17 protein-coding genes are annotated in these 19743 nt (G+C 67.7%); 9 read left to right on the top strand and 8 right to left on the bottom strand.

Annotated features, from left to right (window positions below):
- Positions 1 to 35: 35 nt before the first annotated feature.
- Both BT183_RS13875 and BT183_RS13880 read left to right on the top strand, forming a co-directional pair.
- The gene (locus BT183_RS13875) at positions 36 to 1259 is read left to right on the top strand and encodes a metal-dependent hydrolase family protein (RefSeq protein WP_072344159.1); all 1224 of its coding nucleotides are present in this window, start codon (positions 36 to 38) and stop codon (positions 1257 to 1259) included.
- A gap of 265 nt (positions 1260 to 1524) precedes the next feature.
- Positions 1525 to 3093, top strand: a complete 1569-nt coding sequence (locus tag BT183_RS13880) for an ABC transporter substrate-binding protein (protein WP_072344162.1) — start codon at positions 1525 to 1527, stop codon at positions 3091 to 3093.
- A gap of 86 nt (positions 3094 to 3179) precedes the next feature.
- On the opposite strand, the gene BT183_RS13885 is transcribed toward BT183_RS13880, so the two are convergent.
- Positions 3180 to 3596 (bottom strand): DUF3830 family protein, encoded by a 417-nt coding sequence (locus BT183_RS13885; RefSeq protein ID WP_072344802.1) that lies wholly within the window; start codon positions 3594 to 3596, stop codon positions 3180 to 3182.
- A 139-nt stretch (positions 3597 to 3735) separates the two neighbouring features.
- Here BT183_RS13885 and BT183_RS13890 point away from each other — a divergent pair, with 139 nt between their 5' ends.
- From BT183_RS13890 to BT183_RS13900, 3 genes are all read left to right on the top strand, one after another.
- Positions 3736 to 5046, top strand: a complete 1311-nt coding sequence (locus BT183_RS13890) for a M20 family metallopeptidase (protein WP_072344165.1) — start codon at positions 3736 to 3738, stop codon at positions 5044 to 5046.
- 82 nt (positions 5047 to 5128) lie between these two features.
- Entirely contained in the window at positions 5129 to 6028 is a 900-nt protein-coding gene (locus BT183_RS13895) for a dihydrodipicolinate synthase family protein (protein WP_072344806.1), read from the top strand.
- The gene (locus BT183_RS13900; RefSeq protein WP_177282539.1) at positions 6025 to 8955 is read left to right on the top strand and encodes an FAD-dependent oxidoreductase; all 2931 of its coding nucleotides are present in this window, start codon (positions 6025 to 6027) and stop codon (positions 8953 to 8955) included. Before BT183_RS13895 ends, BT183_RS13900 begins: the two co-directional genes overlap by 4 nt.
- A gap of 34 nt (positions 8956 to 8989) precedes the next feature.
- Here BT183_RS13900 and BT183_RS13905 read toward each other — a convergent pair whose 3' ends face one another.
- Both BT183_RS13905 and BT183_RS13910 read right to left on the bottom strand, forming a co-directional pair.
- Positions 8990 to 9637, bottom strand: a complete 648-nt coding sequence (locus BT183_RS13905) for a GntR family transcriptional regulator (protein ID WP_072344168.1) — start codon at positions 9635 to 9637, stop codon at positions 8990 to 8992.
- Positions 9638 to 9791: 154 nt separating this feature from the next.
- Positions 9792 to 10736 carry an MBL fold metallo-hydrolase gene (locus tag BT183_RS13910; protein ID WP_143145804.1) on the bottom strand — a complete coding sequence of 315 codons (945 nt, stop codon included), beginning with the start codon at positions 10734 to 10736 and terminating at the stop codon, positions 9792 to 9794.
- Between the two features lie 184 nt (positions 10737 to 10920).
- Here BT183_RS13910 and BT183_RS13915 point away from each other — a divergent pair, with 184 nt between their 5' ends.
- The 4 genes from BT183_RS13915 (at position 10921) to BT183_RS13930 (ending at position 16057) form a co-directional block, all read left to right on the top strand.
- Positions 10921 to 13380 carry an alpha-ketoacid dehydrogenase subunit alpha/beta gene (locus BT183_RS13915; RefSeq protein WP_072344815.1) on the top strand — a complete coding sequence of 820 codons (2460 nt, stop codon included), beginning with the start codon at positions 10921 to 10923 and terminating at the stop codon, positions 13378 to 13380.
- Between the two features lie 690 nt (positions 13381 to 14070).
- The gene (locus BT183_RS13920) at positions 14071 to 14298 is read left to right on the top strand and encodes a lipoyl domain-containing protein (RefSeq protein WP_072344171.1); all 228 of its coding nucleotides are present in this window, start codon (positions 14071 to 14073) and stop codon (positions 14296 to 14298) included.
- Positions 14295 to 15095, top strand: coding sequence for an alpha/beta fold hydrolase (locus BT183_RS13925; RefSeq protein ID WP_084603533.1), 801 nt, complete (start codon positions 14295 to 14297; stop codon positions 15093 to 15095). Before BT183_RS13920 ends, BT183_RS13925 begins: the two co-directional genes overlap by 4 nt.
- Positions 15092 to 16057: a sugar-binding transcriptional regulator gene (locus tag BT183_RS13930; RefSeq protein ID WP_072344177.1), complete on the top strand. Its 966-nt coding sequence runs from the start codon at positions 15092 to 15094 to the stop codon at positions 16055 to 16057. Before BT183_RS13925 ends, BT183_RS13930 begins: the two co-directional genes overlap by 4 nt.
- 3 nt (positions 16058 to 16060) lie before the next feature.
- Here BT183_RS13930 and BT183_RS13935 read toward each other — a convergent pair whose 3' ends face one another.
- The 5 genes from BT183_RS13935 to BT183_RS13955 form a co-directional block, all read right to left on the bottom strand.
- On the bottom strand, positions 16061 to 16558 hold the full coding sequence (locus BT183_RS13935) for a DUF305 domain-containing protein (RefSeq protein WP_084603534.1): 498 nt from the start codon (positions 16556 to 16558) through the stop codon (positions 16061 to 16063).
- 161 nt (positions 16559 to 16719) lie between these two features.
- Positions 16720 to 16929 carry a cold-shock protein gene (locus tag BT183_RS13940; protein ID WP_072344183.1) on the bottom strand — a complete coding sequence of 70 codons (210 nt, stop codon included), beginning with the start codon at positions 16927 to 16929 and terminating at the stop codon, positions 16720 to 16722.
- Positions 16930 to 17158: 229 nt separating this feature from the next.
- Positions 17159 to 17488: a hypothetical protein gene (locus tag BT183_RS13945; protein ID WP_072344186.1), complete on the bottom strand. Its 330-nt coding sequence runs from the start codon at positions 17486 to 17488 to the stop codon at positions 17159 to 17161.
- A 180-nt stretch (positions 17489 to 17668) separates the two neighbouring features.
- A complete protein-coding gene (locus BT183_RS13950) occupies positions 17669 to 18685 on the bottom strand; it encodes an ABC transporter ATP-binding protein (RefSeq protein WP_072344189.1) in 1017 nt (338 codons plus the stop codon).
- On the bottom strand, positions 18682 to 19737 hold the full coding sequence (locus BT183_RS13955) for an ABC transporter ATP-binding protein (protein ID WP_244545335.1): 1056 nt from the start codon (positions 19735 to 19737) through the stop codon (positions 18682 to 18684). Before BT183_RS13955 ends, BT183_RS13950 begins: the two co-directional genes overlap by 4 nt.
- Positions 19738 to 19743: the final 6 nt, after the last annotated feature.

The raw sequence follows: 19743 nt of genomic DNA on the forward strand, positions 1-19743 counted from the left end.
GTTTTCCGCATCCCGTCACGAACCGGACCCTTACGATGACACAGCTTCTCTTCATCAATGCCGCGGTGCTCGATACCGTCGCCGGCACCATCACCCCGGGCATGAGCGTGCTCGTGGATGGCAAGCTGATCAAGGCGATGGAAAAGGGCGCCATCGATGCGCCCGGCGCCACGGTGATCGACCTCGAAGGCCGCACGCTGATGCCCGGCCTCATCGATTGCCACGCCCATCTCGCCGTGGGCGGCATGGCCACTACCGCGCTCAAATATCCCAGCTACATCATCGCCCAGGCCTCGCATTGGCTGCGCGAGATGATCAATCGCGGCTTCACCACCGTGCGCGATGCCGGTGGCGCCGATGCCGGCCTGCGCCAGGCGGTGGAGGAGGGGCTGTTCGTTGGCCCGCGCATGTTCGTTTCGGGCCGCATGATCAGCCAGACCGGCGGGCATGCCGACAAGCGCTGGCGCGCCGCCCCCACCACCTCCGAACCCCTGGTGTGGGAGCAGGAGCGCATCGCCGATGGCGTGCCCGAATGCCTCAAGGCGGTGCGCGACGAGCTGCGTCGTGGCGCCGACCAGATCAAGATCATGGCCTCGGGCGGCGTTGCCTCGCAGGGCGACGGCATCGCGCATCTGCAGTTCTCGCCCGAGGAACTGACCGCGATGGTCGAGGAGACCGCGCGCCAGGGGACTTACGTCTTTGCCCACGTCTATACCGACAAGGGCATCCGCCGCGCCGCCGAGGCCGGCATCCGCACCGTCGAGCACGGCAATTTCCTCGGCGAGGAAACGGCCCGTATCATGGCCGAGCGCGGCACCTATCTCGTGCCCACGCTCATCACCTACCGCATGGACGGCCACTACGGCAAATCGGTCGGCTTCTCCGAAGCCTCGCTCGCCAAGAATGCCGAAGTGCTGGAGATGGGCACGCGCTCGCTCGAGATCGCGGCGGCGGCCGGGGTCAAGATCGCCTATGGCACCGATCTCTGCTTCTCGCCCAAGAAGCACCAGCCCGAGGAATTCCTCGTGCGCGCCGAGGTGCAGAAGCCGGCCGACATCATCCGCAGCGCGACCGTGATCGGCGCCGAAGTGGTGCGCATGGTCGACAAGCTCGGCGTCATCAAGCCGGGCGCCTTTGCCGACCTGCTCGTCATCGACGGCAATCCGCTCGAGGATCTCAAGCTCTTCCAGAACGACGGCCAGCACATGGCCGCGATCATCAAGGAAGGCCAGTTCATCAAGAACACCCTCGCGCATTAAGAGAACCAGCCCGGCGCGGTGATCCCCGCGCCATCAGATCCCGCCCGTCCGGCCCCTCGCCGGACGGTGCCCTGCCACGCCGATTGCGCGGCTGCCGCTGCGCTCAGCAGCAAGCTCCACCTGCCGCCAGAATCAGCATTGCGTGGAATTTGCATGTGTGTTGTAGTGACATTGTATGCAGTGCTCATGCCGAACTGCCGTTCCCCGGGAGAGGCCGACAGGTCTGGCGAGCGTCGTGACGAACCCCATTCTCAGGACAGGAACCATGATGGTGAAGAACACTTACCGGCTGCTTGTTGCCGCAGCGCTGGGCAGCCTCTGCTCGGTCACCTGGTCGCAGGCCCAGGAGACCCTGATCGTCGACACGGTCTTCCAGCTCAAGACCGCCGATCCCGCCCGTGCCTTCGAGCCGACCGCAAGCCTCGTCCTGCACCCGGTCTACGAGACGCTGGTGACCTTCACCGATGGCGATGCCACGGCGCTGAAGCCCGGCCTTGCCGACCTGCCCACCGCCTCGGAAGATGCCACCACCTTCACCTTCACCCTGCGTGAGGGCGCGACCTTCAGCGACGGCACCCCGGTCACCGCCGATGACGTGCTGTTCTCGCTCAACCGTGCGCAGAACGTCAAAGGCAGCGCCGCCTTCATGCTGGCCGGCATGACCTTCGCCAAGGGCGAGGCCGACAACCAGATCGTCGTCACGGCCGCCGCTTCCGATCCGGGCCTGCCCGCCCGCCTCACCTATCCGGCCTTCTCGATCCTCAATTCCGATGTGATCAAGGCCAATGGCGGCGCCGATACCGCCGAGGCCGCCCAGACCGATACCGCCGATGCCTTCCTCGCCACGGCTTCGGCCGGCTCGGGCCCCTACATCCTTTCGAAGTGGGACCTCTCCTCGGAAGTCGTGCTGACGCGCAACGAGGCCTACTGGGGCGAGGCCCCGGCCTATGACCAGATCATCGTGCGCAACGTGGCCAACACCGCCCAGCAGATGAACATCACCCGCGGCGTCAGCCAGATCGCCATCGATCTGCGCCCCGACCAGCTCGGCATGATGGGCGACAGCGTCAACGTCATCTCGCAGCCCGGCTCCGACATGGGCTTCCTGTTCCTCAACGCCAACCCGACCGTCTCGGAGATCACTTCGAACCCCGACTTCGTCGAGGCGGTGCGCTATGGCGTCGATTTCGCCGGCATCCTGAACCTTGTGGGTGATGGCGCCGGCCGTCCGGGCGGCATCGTGCCCTCGATCCTGCTCGGCACGCTGCCGGGTGAAGAGGCTCCGGTGCGCGATGTCGAGCGCGCCAAGGCGGCGCTGGCGCGGTCGGGCATCACCAACCCGACGATCGATTTCTCCTATGCCTCGGACATTGCCAAGCACGGCATTTCCTTTGGCGATATCGGCGCCAAGGTGCAGGCCGACCTCGCCGAGATCGGCATCACGCTCAACCTCGTGCCGCAGCCGGTCTCGGCCAATCTCGATGGCTACCGTGCTGGTTCTCTCCAGATGAGCGTGCAGTGGTGGGGTCCGGCCTTCCCGGATCCGAGCTACTACCTCGCCTTCAACCCCGGCAAGCTGGTCGGCCTGCGCGCCGGCTGGGCCGCCGGCAGCTCGGCTCCGGTCGAGGAACTGGCCGCCACCGCCGCCATCACCATCGAGCCGTCCGAGCGCGATGCCATCTACAAGCAGTGGCAGCAGGCGCTCAACGAGAATGGCCCGTTCATTCCGCTCTTCCAGCCCCCGACCACGCTGGTGAGCTCCAAGACCGTCGCCAACGTCACCTATCACCCGACCTGGACGGTCGACCTCGCCGAAGTGACCCCGGCGCAGTGATGGCATGAAAACGGGGCGGCCCCAGCAGGAGCCGCCCCGATCAAGACCCATCCGGCGCGGAGAACGCGTCGGACCCGATCAACTCCTCACGCGATGGCTTCGAAGCGGATGTCCTGCGCGCCTTCCCACAGAACCAGCTTGCCCAATGCGGGAAGGTTCTCGAGCCCCTCGGTGAGGGTGATGAAATGATTGCCCGCCAGCTGGCCCATCTTGCTCGAAAAGTCCACGCCGCCATAGGCCAGCAGGATCTCGGTCTCGCTGATCCCGCCGGGGTAAAGGATGATGTGGCCGGGCGCCGGATGGCTCGTATGGTTCTCATAGGTCACGCCGAAATCGGTGTCCCCCAGCGGGATCCACACGCCTTCGCCGCTCCAGCGCACATGCACGATCTTGCCCGAATAGGGCAGGTGCTTTTCGAAGGCCGCGCAGGTGCGCGGCGCGTTTTCCCTCTCCAACCGGCCAGTGAAGGTAAATGGACCGGCTGTCACGCGTAGTTTGGTCATTGCGATCTCCTCGGGGTCTCTCCGGCCGGGCCGCGCCTGCTGCGCCAGCCCGTCGGCATGCACACTGCATGCGAATTGTATGCGGTGAGCCCCTTGCCTCTGTCAATCGCCGCAACGGCGCGCATCAGCGGAGCCGGTCATGAGTGCTGGGCCCGACACTGGCCTTGAGGCGGCTCTTGCCGCCGGCAGCGACCGCGCCATCGCGCTTCTCGTTCGCCTCATCGGCCTGCAGGAAGAGGGCGAGACCGCGGTGCAGGACGAGATCGCCCGCAGGCTTAAGGCCCTGGGCGCGCAGGTCGAGCGCTTCGATTACGATCCCTCCGCAGTGCCGGTCGTCGCCGAATTCGCCAGCGCCGCAGCCGCGGATACAGGGCAGCGCTCCGCCGTACTGGGCCGGATGTCGGGGGCCGGCGCTGGGCGCAGCCTCCTCCTCTTTGCCCATCCCGACAGCGAGCCGGTTTCGGCGGCCATTGGTTGGCCGATGCCCCCCTTTGCCGGCATCGAGCGCGATGGCCGCATCCATGGCTGGGGCGTCGCCGATGATCTCTCGGGCATCGCCATTGCGCTCTCGGCGCTCGAGGCCATCGCCGCCGCGGGCGTGAGGCTTTCGGGCGATGTGGCCTTTGCCAGCACGCCGAGCAAGCGCCATGCGCGCGGCATCGCGGCGCTGCTCCATCACGGCATCGCGGCCGATGCGGCGCTCTATCTCCATCCTGCCGAATCCGGGGTCGGCATGCGCGAGATCAAGGCCTTCTGCTCGGGCCTGCTCGAATTCTCGCTGACCGTCAGCGGGCGCCAGCCCGAAACCGAAGAGCCCAGCCACACCGCCTTCGCGCATCTGGCCGTCAACCCGGTCGAAAAACTCCTGGGGCTCGCCGCAGCCCTGCGCGAGCTCGACGCCGAGCGCGCCGCCCGCATCCACCATCCGCGCCTCGAGGATGCGGTGGGGCGCTCGACCAACATCCTGATCTCGGGGCTTTCGGCCTCCGATCCCAACGGGCTCGGCCGGGTGCCGCTCTCCGCCACGCTTTCGGGCAGCATCGCCTTTCCGCCCGGCGAGACGATGGACGCGGTGATGGCCGAGGTCGAGGCGGCGATCGCCAAGGCTGCCGCAGCCGATCCCTGGCTTTCCGGGCATGCCCCGCAGCTCACCTGGCTTTCGGGCGTCAGCGGCGCCGAAGTGCCCGCCGACCACCCCCTCTTCGAAACCGTTGCCGGCGCCGTCGAGGCGATCTGCGGCTTTCGCCCGCGCGTCAACCCGATGCACACCTCGTCCGATATCCGCAACCCGATGGTGCAGAAGGCCATCCCCACCATCGGGCTCGGGCCGCTCTGCGGCGACCTGACCCATAATGGCCGCACCGGCGAATGGGTGTCCCGGGACGATCATCTGCGCGCCGTCGCGGTCGTCGCCGCAAGCCTCGTCGCCTGGTGCGGTGTGTCCCAATGATCCCCGCTCCGCCCTCCTTTTCCTCTCCAGCCCTCTTCTCGCGTTGCCTTCCTCCGGCCGCATCGACCCCAAGGATTTCCCGATGACCAAGCGCTTCCGCGGCACCTATACCGTCATGATCACGCCTTTCGATGCGCGCGGTGCCGTCGATCTCAATGCCACGGCCGAGTTCGTCGACTGGCAGATCCGCTCGGGCATCCATGGTCTCGTGCCGCTGGGGTCGACGGGGGAATTCCTCTCGCTCACCGATGATGAGCGCGCCGCCGTGGCCGAGACCGTGATCCGCAAGGCGGCCGGCCGCGTGCCGGTGCTGGTGGGTACGGGTGCCGAATCCACCGACGATGTCATCCGCTATTCCCGCCAGGCCGAGGCCATGGGGGCTGATGGCGTGATGATCATCCCTCCCTTCTATTCCACCCCCACCGAGGATGAACTCTTCGAGCATTTCCGCCGTATCGGCGAAGCGCTTTCGATCCCGGTGATGATCTACAACAACCCCGCCACGGCCAATGTCGATCTCACCCCGCGCATCGTGGAACGCCTCAGCCGCATCGATGCGGTGCGCTATATCAAGGAATCGACGATGGATGTGACGCGCATCCGCGACATCCTCGAATTCTGCGATGGCCGGATGACGGTGTTCGGCGGCATCATGGGCTTTGAATCCTTCCTCGCCGGCGCCGAGGGCTGGGTGGCGGTGGGCTCCAATGTGATGCCGAAAGAAATGGCCGACATCTTCACCCTCTGGGCCGACAAGCGCGACTATGAGGCGGCCCGCGCCCTCTATATGCGCGTGCTGCCGGTCATCCGCCTCGTGGGCGGGCATCGCTATGTCTCGGCCTCCAAGGCGGCTCTGGCCCTGATGGGCCGCGATGTCGGTGGTCCGCGCCCGCCGCGCCTGCCGCTGCCCAAGGCTGAATGGGCCATGGTGCGCGAGGCGCTCGAAGGGTCGGGTGTCAGCCTCGCGGATGTCGCGGCGTGAGTGCAGCGGCCGGTCGTCGCCTGTCGGGCAGCGGCGCGGTCGCCTCGGGCGCCCCGATCCGCTTCGTGTTCGAGGGGCAGCCGGTCGAGGCGCTTGAGGGCGAGACCATCGCCGCCGCCCTCACCGCCGCCGGCCATGTCGCGCTGCGCGAAACCGGCCAGGGCCGCGAGACGCGCGGGCTCTATTGCGGCATGGGCGCCTGCCAGGACTGCCTCGTGGAGATCGAAGGGCGCGGCGCCCAGCGCGCCTGCATGACCAAGGTCGCGCCGGGCCTCGACATACGCCGCCATGCCGCCGCGCGTGCCGGTCTGGCGCCGCTCGGGCTCCGTCCCGAGGCCGATCGCCCGGTCGAGACCTGCGACATCGCGATTGTCGGCGCCGGCCCTGCCGCCCTCTCGGCTGCGCTGAGACTTGCCGAGGCCGGACGCTCCGTCATCCTGCTCGATGAGCGTGCAGAGCCGGGCGGGCAGTATTTCAAGCCGCTCGCGCCCTCGCACCGCTTTGCCGCCGGAACGGGCGATCGCCAGTTCGCACGCGGGCAGGCGCTTGTGGAGAGCGTGCGCCGGGCAGGCGCCATCATCCGGTCGGGCCAGATGGTCTGGCACGGTACGGTCTCGGCGGAAGGCCGGCCCGAGCTCGGCATCATTGCGCCCGATGGCGCGTATGTGCTTTCGGCAGAGGCGGTGCTGCTCGCCACCGGCGCCTATGAGCGGCCCCATCACGTGCCGGGCTGGACGCTGCCGGGCGTCATGACGGCGGGGGCCGGGCAGACGCTGGCGCGCGCCTATCGCGTCAGCCCCGGCCAGCGCGTGCTGGTGGCCGGCAATGGCCCGCTCAACTGGCAGGTGGCGCTCGAAATCGCCCGTGGCGGCGGCAAGGTGGTGGCGCTGCTCGAAGCGGCGAGGCCTTCGCATCCGGGCAATCTTGCCGCCATCGCCGGCATGGCCCGCGCCGCGCCCGGCCTTGCGCTCGCGGGTCTGGGCATGCGCGCGCAGCTTCTGGCCGCGGGCATAAAGCTGCATGAAAGCACGATGGTCACCCGCCTCGAAGGCCGCGACCAGCTCGAAGCGGTAATTGCCGTCGATGCGCAGGGCCGCGAACTCGCCTTCGAGGCTGACGCCGCCTGCCTCGGCTATGGCTTTACGCCCGCCGTCGAACTTCTCCGCCAGCTCGGCGCTGCCGTCGATGTCGATGCCGCAACCGGGTATCCCGTGCCGCGCCGCGACGGCGATGGCCGCACGAGCCTGCCAAAAATCTTCATCGCCGGCGATGGCGGTGGCATCGGGGGCAGCGAGGCAGCCCTTGCCCAGGGCGAAATCGCCGCTGCCACGATGCTGGCGAGCCTTAGCGCCAAAGCGCCCGATCCGTCCTCCGCCCGCTCCCATCTCGCAAAGGCCCAGGCCTTCCAGCGCAGCCTCTGGCAGGTGTTCGCGCCCGCTCTCCCCACCCCCGCGCCGACCCGGGAGACGATGATCTGTCGCTGCGAAGGCATTGCGGCCGGCGCCATTCTCGACCTCAAGGCCGAGGGCGTCGACGATCTCGGCAGCCTCAAGCGCCGCACCCGGCTCGGCATGGGCCGCTGCCAGGGCCGCTACTGCGCCGGGGCCGCCCTCAAGCTCCTGCGCGACGATCTCGGGGCGTGCGTCGAGGCCGATCTCTTTGCCCCGCAGGCGCCAGCGCGTCCGGTGCCGGCCATCGTGCTTGCCACGGAAAAAGCCGAGTGGGGCGGCCACCGCGAAGTGCCGCTCGATCGCATCCCGCGCGGCGCCCACGTGGCCGATCCGCTGCCGGCCCACTGCGACCTGCTGGTGATCGGGGCGGGCATCACCGGCGCCTCGACCGCGCTCTTTGCCGCCCGCGACGGCGCCGATGTCCTCGTCATCGATCGCAGCCCGCCCAACAGCCAGGCCTCGGGCGGCAATGCCGGCAGCCTCCATGTGCAGCTCTTGAGCTGGGATTTCGGCAAGAAGGCTATGGCCGGCGGCAGCCCGGCCCAGCGCACCCTGCCGCTCCAGCGCGATTCCGTCGCACTCTGGAAGGACCTCGAACACGAGCTCAATTCCGATTTCGAGATCGTCACCACCGGCGGGCTGATGGTGGCCGAAAACGAGGAGCAGGGCGCCTTCCTGCGCGACAAGGCCGCCGCCGAGCGCGCCTGCGGCATCGATACCGAAGTCATCGGACGCAACGAGCTCGCAACGCTGGCCCCCGCCGTGTCCGAACGCATGCTGGTGGCCGCCTATTGCGCCGCCGAGGGCAAGATCAACCCGCTCAAGGGCACGCCCGCGATCGTGGCTGCGGCCGAGGCAGCCGGGGCGCGTTTCGCGTCCGGCCATCAGGTGGTCGCCATCGCGCCCGAAGGCGAGCACTATCGGGTCACCACCGGCGCCGGAGCCAGCATCCTCGCACGCCGCGTCGTTATCGCCTCGGGCGGCTGGTCACGCCAGCTCGGCGCCATGCTCGGCGTCGACCTGCCGATTTCCGGCGCGCCGCTGCAAATGCTGGTCACCGAGCCGACCCGTCCCATCCTCAAGCAGCTCATCGCCCATGCCGACCGGCATTTGACCATGAAGCAGGCAACCAACGGCAATCTGATCATCGGCGGCGCCTGGACGGCAGGACGCAATCCCGAAACCGGCTATTCGAAGGTGTTGCGCACCAGTATCGAAGGCAATCTCTGGGTCGCCGAGCGCACGGTTCCGGCCATGGCGGGACTGCACCTGTTGCGCAGCTGGGCGGCGATGAACATCAATATCGATGGTGCGCCGCTGCTCGGGCCCCTGCCGGGCCATCCGCGCGTCTTCGTTGCTGCCACCGCCAATGGCTATACGCTGGGGCCGATGATGGGCAAGCTCACGGCAGCCCTCGCCACTGGGCGCGATCCGGGCCGCGCCATCGATTATTTCACGCTGGCGCGGTTTTCCTGACGCCGGTCAGGGAAAGGGTGAAGGCTCCAAACTCTCAGATCGAGGCCTTGTAGAGGCTGCGCAGATGCGCCTGCGCCTTCTGGCGCGCCAGTTTGGCATCGCCGCTTTCGAGCGCCTCGATGATCTCGAGATGCTCGGTGGCGTCGGGCACCAGCCGGTCGGCCAGGTTCAGCGTCTCGTAGAGCCGCGTCACCATGCGCAGATTGTGGATCATCCGCGCCAGCACCGGATTGCCCGAATGGTCGCAGACGAGCGCATGCACCTCGTCGTCCGATTGCCAGTGCTCGGCCGGCAGGTAGACGGGCGCGCCGAGCAGCGCATCGATATTGTCGCGCACCCGCGCGATCGCCGCTGCTGGCACACGGCCGGCGCTCAGCCCCGCCGCCTCGCCCTCGAGGATCTCGCGGACCTTGAGGCTCTGCAGATATTCGGCCAGCCCCACAGCCCGCACCACGAAGGAGCGGCCGTTCTTGACCACCAGCCCCTCGCCCTCGAGCTTTTGCAGCGCCTCGCGCAAGGGGGTCCGCGACACGCCCAGAAGATCGGCGAGCCGCGATTCCACGATGATGTCGCCACCATGCAGCTGCTGGGTCTTGATGAGGGTGGAAACGGCCGAGTAGACCCGGTCCGACAGCGCATCGTCCGACTGTATCGCACCGCTCTTGAGTTCGGCCTGCACCACCGGTCGTCCCCGACATTGTTCGCCTCGCTCTATCGCATACAAGTTGCATGCGAACAATCGCAAGCGCAGCCAGGCCACAGCCGCCATGCAACAGCAAAAAACCGCCGGGCCCGAGGGACCCGGCGGCGCAAAGGCGCGGGATTTTGCGAGGGCCTCAGCCTTCGAGCAGCAGCTGGTAGCCCATTGGCACGTGCCGGAAGCCGTCGCCCGCTTCCTCGACATAGCCGATGCCGGGGAAGGGCAGGTGATAGGCGAGGAACGGGATGCGGTCCGTGGCCAGCATGCCCAGGATGCGGCGGCGCGTTTCGGCGGCGGCCGGCTTGTCCATGTCGAAGCGCACTTCCCAATCGGGATTGTTGACCGACCAGACCGCGTGATTGGCCATGTCGGCGGTCAGCATCAGCTGCTTGCCGTCGCTTTCGATCATGTAGCCGAACATGCCCGGCGTGTGTCCGAAGGCCGCGACTGCCGTGATCCCCGAGACCGGGCTGCCGCCGTCCTCGAGGAAGGTGAACTTGTCGGCCAGCGGCCTGACGCGGGTGTCGAAGCCCTCATTGCCGGCGCCGGCCCAATAGTCGTACTCGGCCTGGCCGGTCACGTAGCGCGCATTGGGGAAGGTCGGGCCGGCCTCGCCGGCAAGGCCGCCGATATGGTCGCCATGCATGTGGGTCAGAACCACCACGTCGACCTGGTCAGGCGTGTAGCCGGCCGCTGCAAGCGCGGCGGTGATGCCCGCCGGGTTGAGCCCGGTATCGAAGAGCACAAGTTCGGAGCCCGTATTCACGATGGCCGGGCTGAAGGTGTTGAACGAGCGGTCGGCGGGGATGAAATTGGCGTCCGAGACGGCAGTAAATTCCTCGGGGCTGACATTGAGCCCGAAGGTCTGCTGCGGGTTCTCCATCGCCGAGCCGCCGGAGCGCAGGGCCGTCACGTCGAAGCTGCCGAGCTTGACGCGATAGTGGATGGGGGTCGAAGGACCGGCCAGCGGCGCAGCCGCACGGGCGCTGGTCGTGGCAAAAAGGCTCGAGCCGAGAGCGGTGGCAAGGGGCAGGGCGGCGCCTGCGAACAGGGCATTTCGGCGCGTCAGGGTCATGGCCATGGGCGTTTTTTCCTTTGTTGGTGCGCGGAAAGACAGCGCGAAGCTTACGCCGCGAACCCGCCCAGCGCTCACTCACAATCCCGTGCGTCGTCAGTGATCTGTGATCAGACATATGCCCGACTATATGGACAAATGTCCGAAGCTCTGCGATAGGTGGATCCCTTCGATGCGGGAGGACAATCCCATGCCCAAGCAGATCGTCGTCAATCCCGAGCTGACCCGCCTGTCGGGTCAGCTCTCCCAGCCGGTCATTCCCATCCACGCCTATGCCCGGTCCTTCGCCGATGAGCGGGCGGCGCGGGGTGATGCGGCCTTGCGCGAAATCCTGCGGCACATGCTGGTCATTCGCGAATTCGAGCAGATGCTGGCCGAGCTCAAGGCCAAGGGGCAATATGCCGGCACGCCCTACCAATATCGCGGGCCGGCCCATCTCTCGATCGGGCAGGAGGCGGCGGCGGTCGGGGCGGCCCTGGCGCTCGAGCCCGCTGATCATGTGTTCGGAAGCCACCGCAGCCATGGCGAATTCATCGCCAAGGGCTTTTCGGCCATCGCCCGACTCGATCCGGCCGATGCGCTCAAGGCGCTGTCGGATCATGATGGCGGCGCGCTCGTTGCCAATGCCCGCAAGGCAATCGGCGGCGAGGACAGGGCGCTGGCCGAGAATGCTCTTCTGCTCGGCTTCCTCGCCGAAATCTTCATGCGCGCCAACGGCTTCAACGGCGGCATGGGCGGCTCGATGCACGCCTTCTTCCCGCCCTTCGGGTCCTATCCCAACAATGCCATCGTCGGCGCATCGGCCGGCATTGCCACGGGCGCGGCGCTGCGCAAGCGGCTCGCCAGATCGCAGAGCATCGCGGTGGCCCAGAGCGGGGATGGCAGCACCGGCTGCGGCCCGGTCTGGGAGGCGATGAACTTTGCCGCCATGGCGCAGTTCCGCACGCTCTGGCCCGACGCCACCGAGGCCGGGCTGCCGGTGCTCTTCCTCTTTTCCAACAATTTCTACGCCATGGGCGGGCAGACGGCCGGCGAAACCATGGGCTGGGACCGGCTGTCGCGCATCGGGGCGGGCGTCAACCCTCAAGCGATGCACGCCGAAACCGTCGATGGCACCGATCCCCTCGCCGTCGCCGATGCGGTTGCCCGCAAGCGCGCGCTGCTGCTCGAAGGCCGCGGCCCGGCGCTGCTCGATGTCGAGTGCTACCGGTCGACGGGCCATTCGACCACCGACGTCAACGCCTATCGCAGCCGCGAGGAGATCGCCGCCTGGGACCGGTTCGATCCCATCGCCCGCTTTTCAGCGACCCTTGCCGAAGCCGGCGTCATGACGCCCGAGGCCATCACCGGCCTCGGCGCGGAGGTGCGCGAGACCATCGCAGCCGTGATGCGCGCCGCCATCGATCCCGAAATCTCGCCCATCGTCGATATCAACGCCCAGCCCACCCGTATCGGCGGGCTGATGTTCGAGGCAGACGCCGCCGCACCGGCCCTTGCCACCGAGCCGCTCCTCGATGTCTCGACCTCCCCGCGTGTGAAATCCGACGCGAAGAAGGCCCGTTTCGGCATCGGCGAAGACGGCAAGCCGCTCTCCCCGATGCGGGCGATCACGCTACGCGACGGGCTGTTCGAAGCCATCCTCCACCACATGGCGCGCGACCCTTCGCTCATCGCCTATGGCGAGGAGTGCCGCGAATGGGGCGGCGCCTTCGGCGTCTATCGCGGGCTGGCCGATCTCTTCGCGCATGACCGGCTGTTCAATTCCCCGATCTCGGAGGCCGCCATCGTCGCCACCGCCGCCGGGCATGCGCTTGAGGGCGGGCGGGCGCTGGTGGAGTTGATGTATGCCGATTTCATCGGCCGGGCCGGCGACGAGATCTTCAACCAGCTGGCCAAATGGCGCGCCATGTCGGGCGGATCGCTCAGCCTGCCGGTGGTGCTGCGCTGCTCGGTGGGCAGCAAATACGGCGCCCAGCATTCTCAGGACTGGACGGCGCTGGTCGCCCACATCCCCGGCCTCAAGGTCTTCTATCCGGCCACGCCCTATGACGCCAAGGGGCTGATGGCCGAGGCGCTGGCGAGCAATGATCCGGTGATCTTTTTCGAAAGCCAGCGGCTTTACGACGTGGTCGAGCGCTTCGCGCCCGATGGCGTGCCGGCGGATTACTATCGCATCGCCGCCGGCCTGCCCGATATCAAGCGGCCGGGCAGCGATGTCACCATCCTCACCATCGGGCCCTCGCTCTATCCGGCGCTGACCGCTGCCGAGAGCCTTGCCGCCGAGTACGGGCTCGAAGCCGAGATCATCGATGCGCGCACGCTCGTGCCCTTCGATTACGCCCCGGTCGTCGCCTCGCTCGAAAAGACCGGGCGGCTGCTGGTGGTCACCGAAGCCTCCGAGCGCGGCAGCTTCGCCATGACGCTCGCCGCCAATCTCGGGCGCTTCGCTTTTTCGAGCCTCAAGGCGGCGCCCCGCGTTCTGGGCTCGCCCAACTGGATCGTGCCGGGCGCCGAAATGGAAGCCACCTATTTCCCCCAGGCCCACGACATCGTCGATGCGGTGCGGGTCGATCTCTTCGGCGAGCGCGGCCACAATCGCCGCGGCCTGCGCAACTGGGACGATCTGGCGCTGGCCCGCGCCGGGCTCTAGCTTTTCCCTTTTCTCGAGGGAGGTGGCTCCTTTCCCTTCTCCCCTCGAGGGGAGAAGGTGGCCCGAAGGGCCGGATGAGGGGTTCAGATGTTGGGCTTAGCCGCGAGGCTGAACCTCTCACCCCGACCCTCTCCCCTCAGGGGAGAGGGGGCGATTGAGCCGAGAAGGCGGCGAAAGCAGAGGGAGGACGAAGGCCTCTTTCCCTTCTCCCCTCGAGGGGAGAAGGTGGCCCGAAGGGCCGGATGAGGGGTTCAGATGTTGGGCTTAGCCGAGAGCGTGAACCCCTCACCCCAACCCTCTCCCCTCAGGGGAGAGGGGGCGATAGCGCCGAGAGTGGGGCGAAAGCTGTGGGGCGAAAGATCGGCACGAAGGCCTCTTTCCCTTCTCCGCTCGAGGGGAGAAGGTGGCCCGAAGGGCCGGATGAGGGGTTCAGATGTTGGGCTTAGCCGAGAGCGTGAACCCCTCACCCCAACCCTCTCCCCTCAGGGGAGAGGGGGCGATTGAGCCGAGAAGGCGGCGAAAGCAGAGGGAGGACGAAGGCCCCTTTCCCTTCTCCCCTCGAGGGGAGAAGGTGGCCCGAAGGGCCGGATGAGGGGTTCAGATGTTGGGCTTGAGCCCAGAGCCCGCACCCCTCCCCCCAGCGGGCAAGAGGTGCGAGACGTCAGCAGCAAGACAACAAGGAGATACATCATGGAACTGGTCGTACCGCAGCTGGGCAATGAGATCACCGAGGCCGAGATCACCGAGTGGCTCAAGGCCGAGGGCGATGCCGTCACCGAGGGCGAGCCGTTGCTCGTGCTCACCACCACCAAGCTCTCGATGGATATCGAAGCCCCGATGACGGGCGTGCTCAGGGAAATCCGCCTGCCGGCCGGCGAGCTCGCCGAAGTCGGCGCGGTGCTCTGCGTCATCGAATGAGTTCGCAGCCCCGGGGCGTGCCGCAGGCGCGGCTGGTACAACTGGGCGGGGAGGCCACCACCCGCCCCATCGTGCTCATTCATGGCTTTGGGTCCGACAGGCAGGGCTGGCTTGCCAATGCACCGGCGCTGTTCGGCCTCGATGCCGTCTTCGCGCTCGAACTCCCCGGTCATGGCGGGGCCTCGATCGCGGTGGGCGATGGCGGGCTCTCGACCCATGTCGAAGCGGCCCGCGCCGCGCTCGCCGACCTTCCCGGTCCCGTCGATCTTGTCGGCCATTCGCTCGGCGGCGCCGTGGCGCTGGCTCTGGCCCAGGCCGAGCCCGTCCGCACAGGCTCGCTCGCGCTGATTGCGCCGGCGGCGGTTTCCGCCCCCATCGAGCCCGGTTTCCCCCGTGCCTTCGCGGGCCTTGAAGACGAAGACGCGGCGCGCCGTGTGCTCGAACAACTGGTCGCCAATCCGCGCCATCTGGGGCGCGGGCTCGTGCCGCATGTGCTGGCCGGCCTCGCCCAGCCCGGTCGCCGTGACGCGCTCGCCGCCATCGCCGAAGGGCTGGCCCATCACCCGATCGACGAAGCCCAGCGCGCCTTTCTCCGCGATCCTCCGATGCCGCTGCTGCTCGTCTGGGGCGGCAGGGATGCGATCTGTCCGCCCGATCTCGATCTGATCGACGCGATCGGCCCGCGCGCGCTCCTCTTCCCCGAGGCCGGTCACATGCCCCATGTCGAGGTCATGGGGCGCTTCAACCAGGCGCTGCTCGGCCATCTGCGCGCCGCGCGCGAGGGCGGTGGCTCATGAGCCTCAGGCCGCGCGACGCCGCCACCACGCTCAGCGAAACCCGCGCGCTGCGCCTGCGCGCCGCGTGGCTCTATCACAATCAGGGGCTTACCCAGCAGCAGGTGGCCGAACGCCTCGGCATCGCCCGCACCACCGTCATCCGCCTCCTCGACGAGGCCCTGAGGCGCAACGAGGTCCGCATCTGGATCGCCGATGACGGCATCGATGAACTTCTCGAACTGGCGACGGGGCTCGAGGCGCGCTACGGGCTCACCCACGCCGTCGTCGTCCCCTCGGGCGAGGGCGCCGAGGGCACGGCGCGCGCGGTTGGGCTGGCGCTGGGCCGCTATCTCTCGGGGGTGATCGCCGACGGCCAGACCATCGGGGTCGGGTGGGGCCGCACACTCTCGGCCTCGCTCTCGGGCATCGAGCCCCGGCGACGCGAGAACACGCGGGTGGTTTCGCTTCTGGGCGGGCTCATGCATGCCGGGGCCAGCAACCCGCCCGACTATGCGTGGCAACTCGCGAGCCAGATCGGGGCCGAATGCCACCTCTACACCGCCCCGCTCATCGTCGATTCCCCTGCCACCCGCGAAGCTCTGATTTCCCGCTGCGGACTCCACGTGCTGCACGAGATGGCCGGCGCGCTCGATCTGGCGGTGGTCAGCTGCGGCGAGGTCGCGCCCGGCTCCACCTCGCTCTCGGCAACGCTGTTCGGGCCGGATGTTCTGGCCGAGCTCATCGCGCGGGGCGGGGTGGCCGATGTCATGGGGCAGGTCATCGACAAGAATGGCGACAGCATCGCCCACCCCATCGCCGGCCGCGTCATGTCGGTAGAGCTCGATACCATCGCCACCGCGCGCCGGCGTGTGCTCGCCTCGGGCGGCGGCCAGCGCGTCGCCGCCATCGGCGCCGCGCTCGCCCGCCTCAAGGCGCAGGTGCTGATCACAGACGAGGCGGCCGCCCGGGGCCTCCTGCGCTGAGGGTCAGTGGTTGTGCTCGCTCTCCTGCTGCTTGAGCCAGTTGAGCATGTCGGTGATTTCCTGCTGCTGGGCCGCGATGATCTTGCGCGCAAGCCCCTTGGTCCAGGCGTCGTTGCCATGTTCGAGCACCGCCTCGGCCATGGCGATGGCGCCCTGGTGATGCGGGATCATGCCGCAGACGAAGGCCACGTCGAAATCCTCGGCCATCATGCCGACCATCATCTCGTCATGCATGGCCATCATGTCGTCGATCATCGCCTGATGCGCCGGGCTTGGCGCCTGCGCGTCCTCCATGCTCCCGGCCATGGCGTCCCCGCTCATGTCGTGGCCCTCCATGCTGGCATGCTCGAGGCAGATGTCGGGCAGCGTCGTCGTCGCGGCCTCGGCCGGTGCGGCGCCATGATGGGCATGCTGGGCCAGCGCCGGCAGGGGGAGGGCCGAAGCGCCCAGAAGCGCGAGTGCGGCCATAAAGCCGCGCAGGGGGGTGGGGGATCTGCTCATCGTCGTCTCCTCGCTGCCATTTTTTCCATGGTCCCGCGTTCCCCCATGGGAAGGTCAAGCCTTTGCCACCTGCCGCCTGACATGAAGAAAGGCCGGGGATCGCTCCCCGGCCTTCCTCAAAATCGTCAATCTGTCCTGGCCGCTCGGGCCGGGATGGGTGCTCAGAGCACCGAGAGATTGGTGGCCGAGGCCTTGCCGTCGCGGCCGGTCTCGAGGTCGTAGGAGACCTTCTGGCCTTCGGCGAGGCCGGAAATGCCGGCGCGCTCGAGCGCGGTGACGTGGACGAATGCGTCCTTGCCGCCATTGTCGGGCTGGATGAAGCCAAAGCCCTTGGTGGAATTGAAGAACTTTACGGTGCCATTGGTGGCCATGGGAGCCTCCGTCTTAGACGCGCACATGCGCGTGGGTTCCCCCTCCGCAACATGCAGAGTGGGTCTACCGTTCACAGTATCAGGAGGAAGCCGGCCCGTGGCCGTCGAGCATCAAGACATAAGCAAAACGTGGCGCACCATGACAGGCCTGTGTGGCCAAAGCAAGGACAGGCCGAAAAATCTTTCCATCACCCGCGCCGAGCCGCCACGAGGAAGCGAAAAATTCGCGTCACCTGGGCAGGGACAGAGCACTTTCTTCCACGTTGCGCTCGTAGCTCTCGATATCGGAGCGGACGCGATAGCTCAGCACGCCCTTTTCCACCGGCAGAAGGCGCAGCACCGTGCAGGTCGAATTGCCCATCAGCGTGCGATAGACCAGCCGCTGCCCGATACCATAGGCATGGGCGGGCGCCGGTGCCGCACCGGCTGCCCGCGGGCGCCCGGCGAGCGGATCGAACGCCTTCTGCGGGGGCAGCGACGGGCTCGAGGGGGCCGGGGCACGCGAGCGCCGCGCCTTGGGTTTGACCGGTATGGCGATGCTCTTGAGGGTCTCGGACATGGGGCGTCTCCGCGGACTTGGCCGGATCGTTCCAGCAAGACTGAACAATCCTAGCATGGATCGCCGGTTAACGGTCAGGTTTATTGATCAATGACAGAGCTCACCGCGCCTCGATCCGCACACCGGCATGCACCGAGGGCCATACCCCTGCCGCTGCGCCGAGCGCCCGGCCCCCGGCGATCATGCCGCGCTCGTTCTGGCTTCGCCCTGGCCGGGATAGAGGTGGCAGGCCACCTGCTGGCCGCTGTCCTGGGTGGCGAGCACGGGGTCGATGCGGGCGCAGATCTCCATCGCCCGGGGACAGCGGGTGCGGAAGCGGCAGCCCGAAGGCGGGTTGACCGGGCTCGGCACGTCGCCTGAAAGGATGATGCGTTCGCGCTTCTTTTCGATCCTGGGGTCGGGGATCGGCACCGCCGAGAGCAGGGCCTGCGTATAGGGATGCAGCGGGTTCTCGTAGAGCGCGTTGCGGTCCGCCATCTCGACGATCCGCCCCAGATACATCACCGCCACCCGATCCGAGATATGGCGCACCACCGAAAGATCGTGGGCGATGAACAGATAGGTCAGGCCCAGCTGCTTTTGCAGGTCCTCGAGCAGGTTGACGATCTGGGCCTGGATCGACACGTCGAGCGCCGAGACCGGCTCGTCGCAGACGATCAGCGCCGGGCTTGCGGCCAGAGCCCGCGCGATGCCGATGCGCTGGCGCTGCCCACCGGAAAATTCGTGGGCATAGCGGTCGGCAAACTGCGGCTTCAGCCCCACCATCTCGAGCAGTTCACGCACCCGTCCGCGCCGCTCGGCTCGGGGCAGCAGGTTATGGATGGCGAGGGGCTCCCCCACCAGCCGCTCCACCGTCATCTTGGGGTTGAGCGAGGCATAGGGGTCCTGGAAGATCATCTGCATGTGCCGGCGCATGGCCCGCATCTCTGCATCGCCGAGCGTCGTCAGTTCCTTGCCCTCGAACCGCACCGAGCCCGATGTGGGTCGGTGCAGTTGCAGGATGGCGCGGCCGGCGGTGGATTTGCCGCAGCCCGATTCCCCCACGAGCCCGAGCGTTTCGCCCTTGGCGATGGCAAAGCTCAGCCCGTCCACCGCCTGCACCGCGCCGGCCTTGCGCTGCACGATGATGCCGGTGGTGAGCCCGAAATGCTTCTTGAGATCCGTGACCTCGAGGAGCGGCGTCGCCGGGGCGGTCATGATGCCGCTCCCGCGGCTTCTGCCCGGCCGGGCAGTCCCTCGGCCGAGATTTCGTCGTGGAACCAGCAGGCCGAAAGATGCGCCGGCCCTGCCGGCAGCAGCGGTGGCTTTTTCTCGAGGCATTTCTGCCGCACATGGGCGCAGCGCGGCGCGAAGGCGCAGCGGTCCGAAAGCCGCGACAGGTCGGGCGGCAGGCCGCGAATGGGCTTGAGCGGTTCGCGCGAACGGGAATCGAGCCGCGGGATCGATTGCAGAAGCCCCACCGTGTAGGGGTGGCGCGGATTGGCGAAGATCTCCTCGGTCGAGGCGGTCTCGACGATCGAGCCGGCATACATCACCTGCACCCGGTCGGCGATGCCGGCTACCACGCCCATCGAATGGGTGATCATCATCACCCCGGTACGGTGCCGGGCCTGCAAGGCGCGCATCAGGTCGAGGATCTGCGCCTGGATGGTCACGTCGAGCGCGGTGGTCGGCTCGTCGGCGATCAGCACCTTGGGGTTGCACGAGAGGGCCATGGCGATCATGACGCGCTGCCGCATGCCGCCCGAGAACTGATGCGGGAACTGGTCGAGCCGGGTTTCCGGGTTGGGGATGCCGACCATGGCGAGCAGTTCCACCGTGCGCGCCCGCGCCCCGGCCCGGTCGAGCCCCATGTGCCGGCGCAGCATCTCCCCGATCTGGCGGGCCACCGTCAGCACCGGGTTGAGCGAGGTCATCGGGTCCTGGAAGATCATGGCGATCTCCCTGCCGCGCACGTCGCGCACCGCCCGGTCCGAGAGCTTGAGCACGTCGCGGCCTTCGAGCAGCACTTCGCCCGCCTCGATCCGCCCGGGCGGATCGGCCACGAGCCGCATGATCGAGAGCCCGGTGATGCTCTTGCCGCAGCCCGATTCGCCCACCACCCCGAGCGTTTCCCCCGGCATGACGTGGAAGGACACGTCGTTGACGGCGTTGACCACCCCGTCATGGGTGTGAAAGCGGGTCGAGAGGTTCCTGACCTCCAGCACCGGTCTCTCGCCGCGTTCGGCCATCGCGTCATCCTCGGGCATGTGCGT

The organism is Devosia enhydra, assembly GCF_900119845.1.
Taxonomy (GTDB): Bacteria; Pseudomonadota; Alphaproteobacteria; order Rhizobiales; family Devosiaceae; genus FPKU01.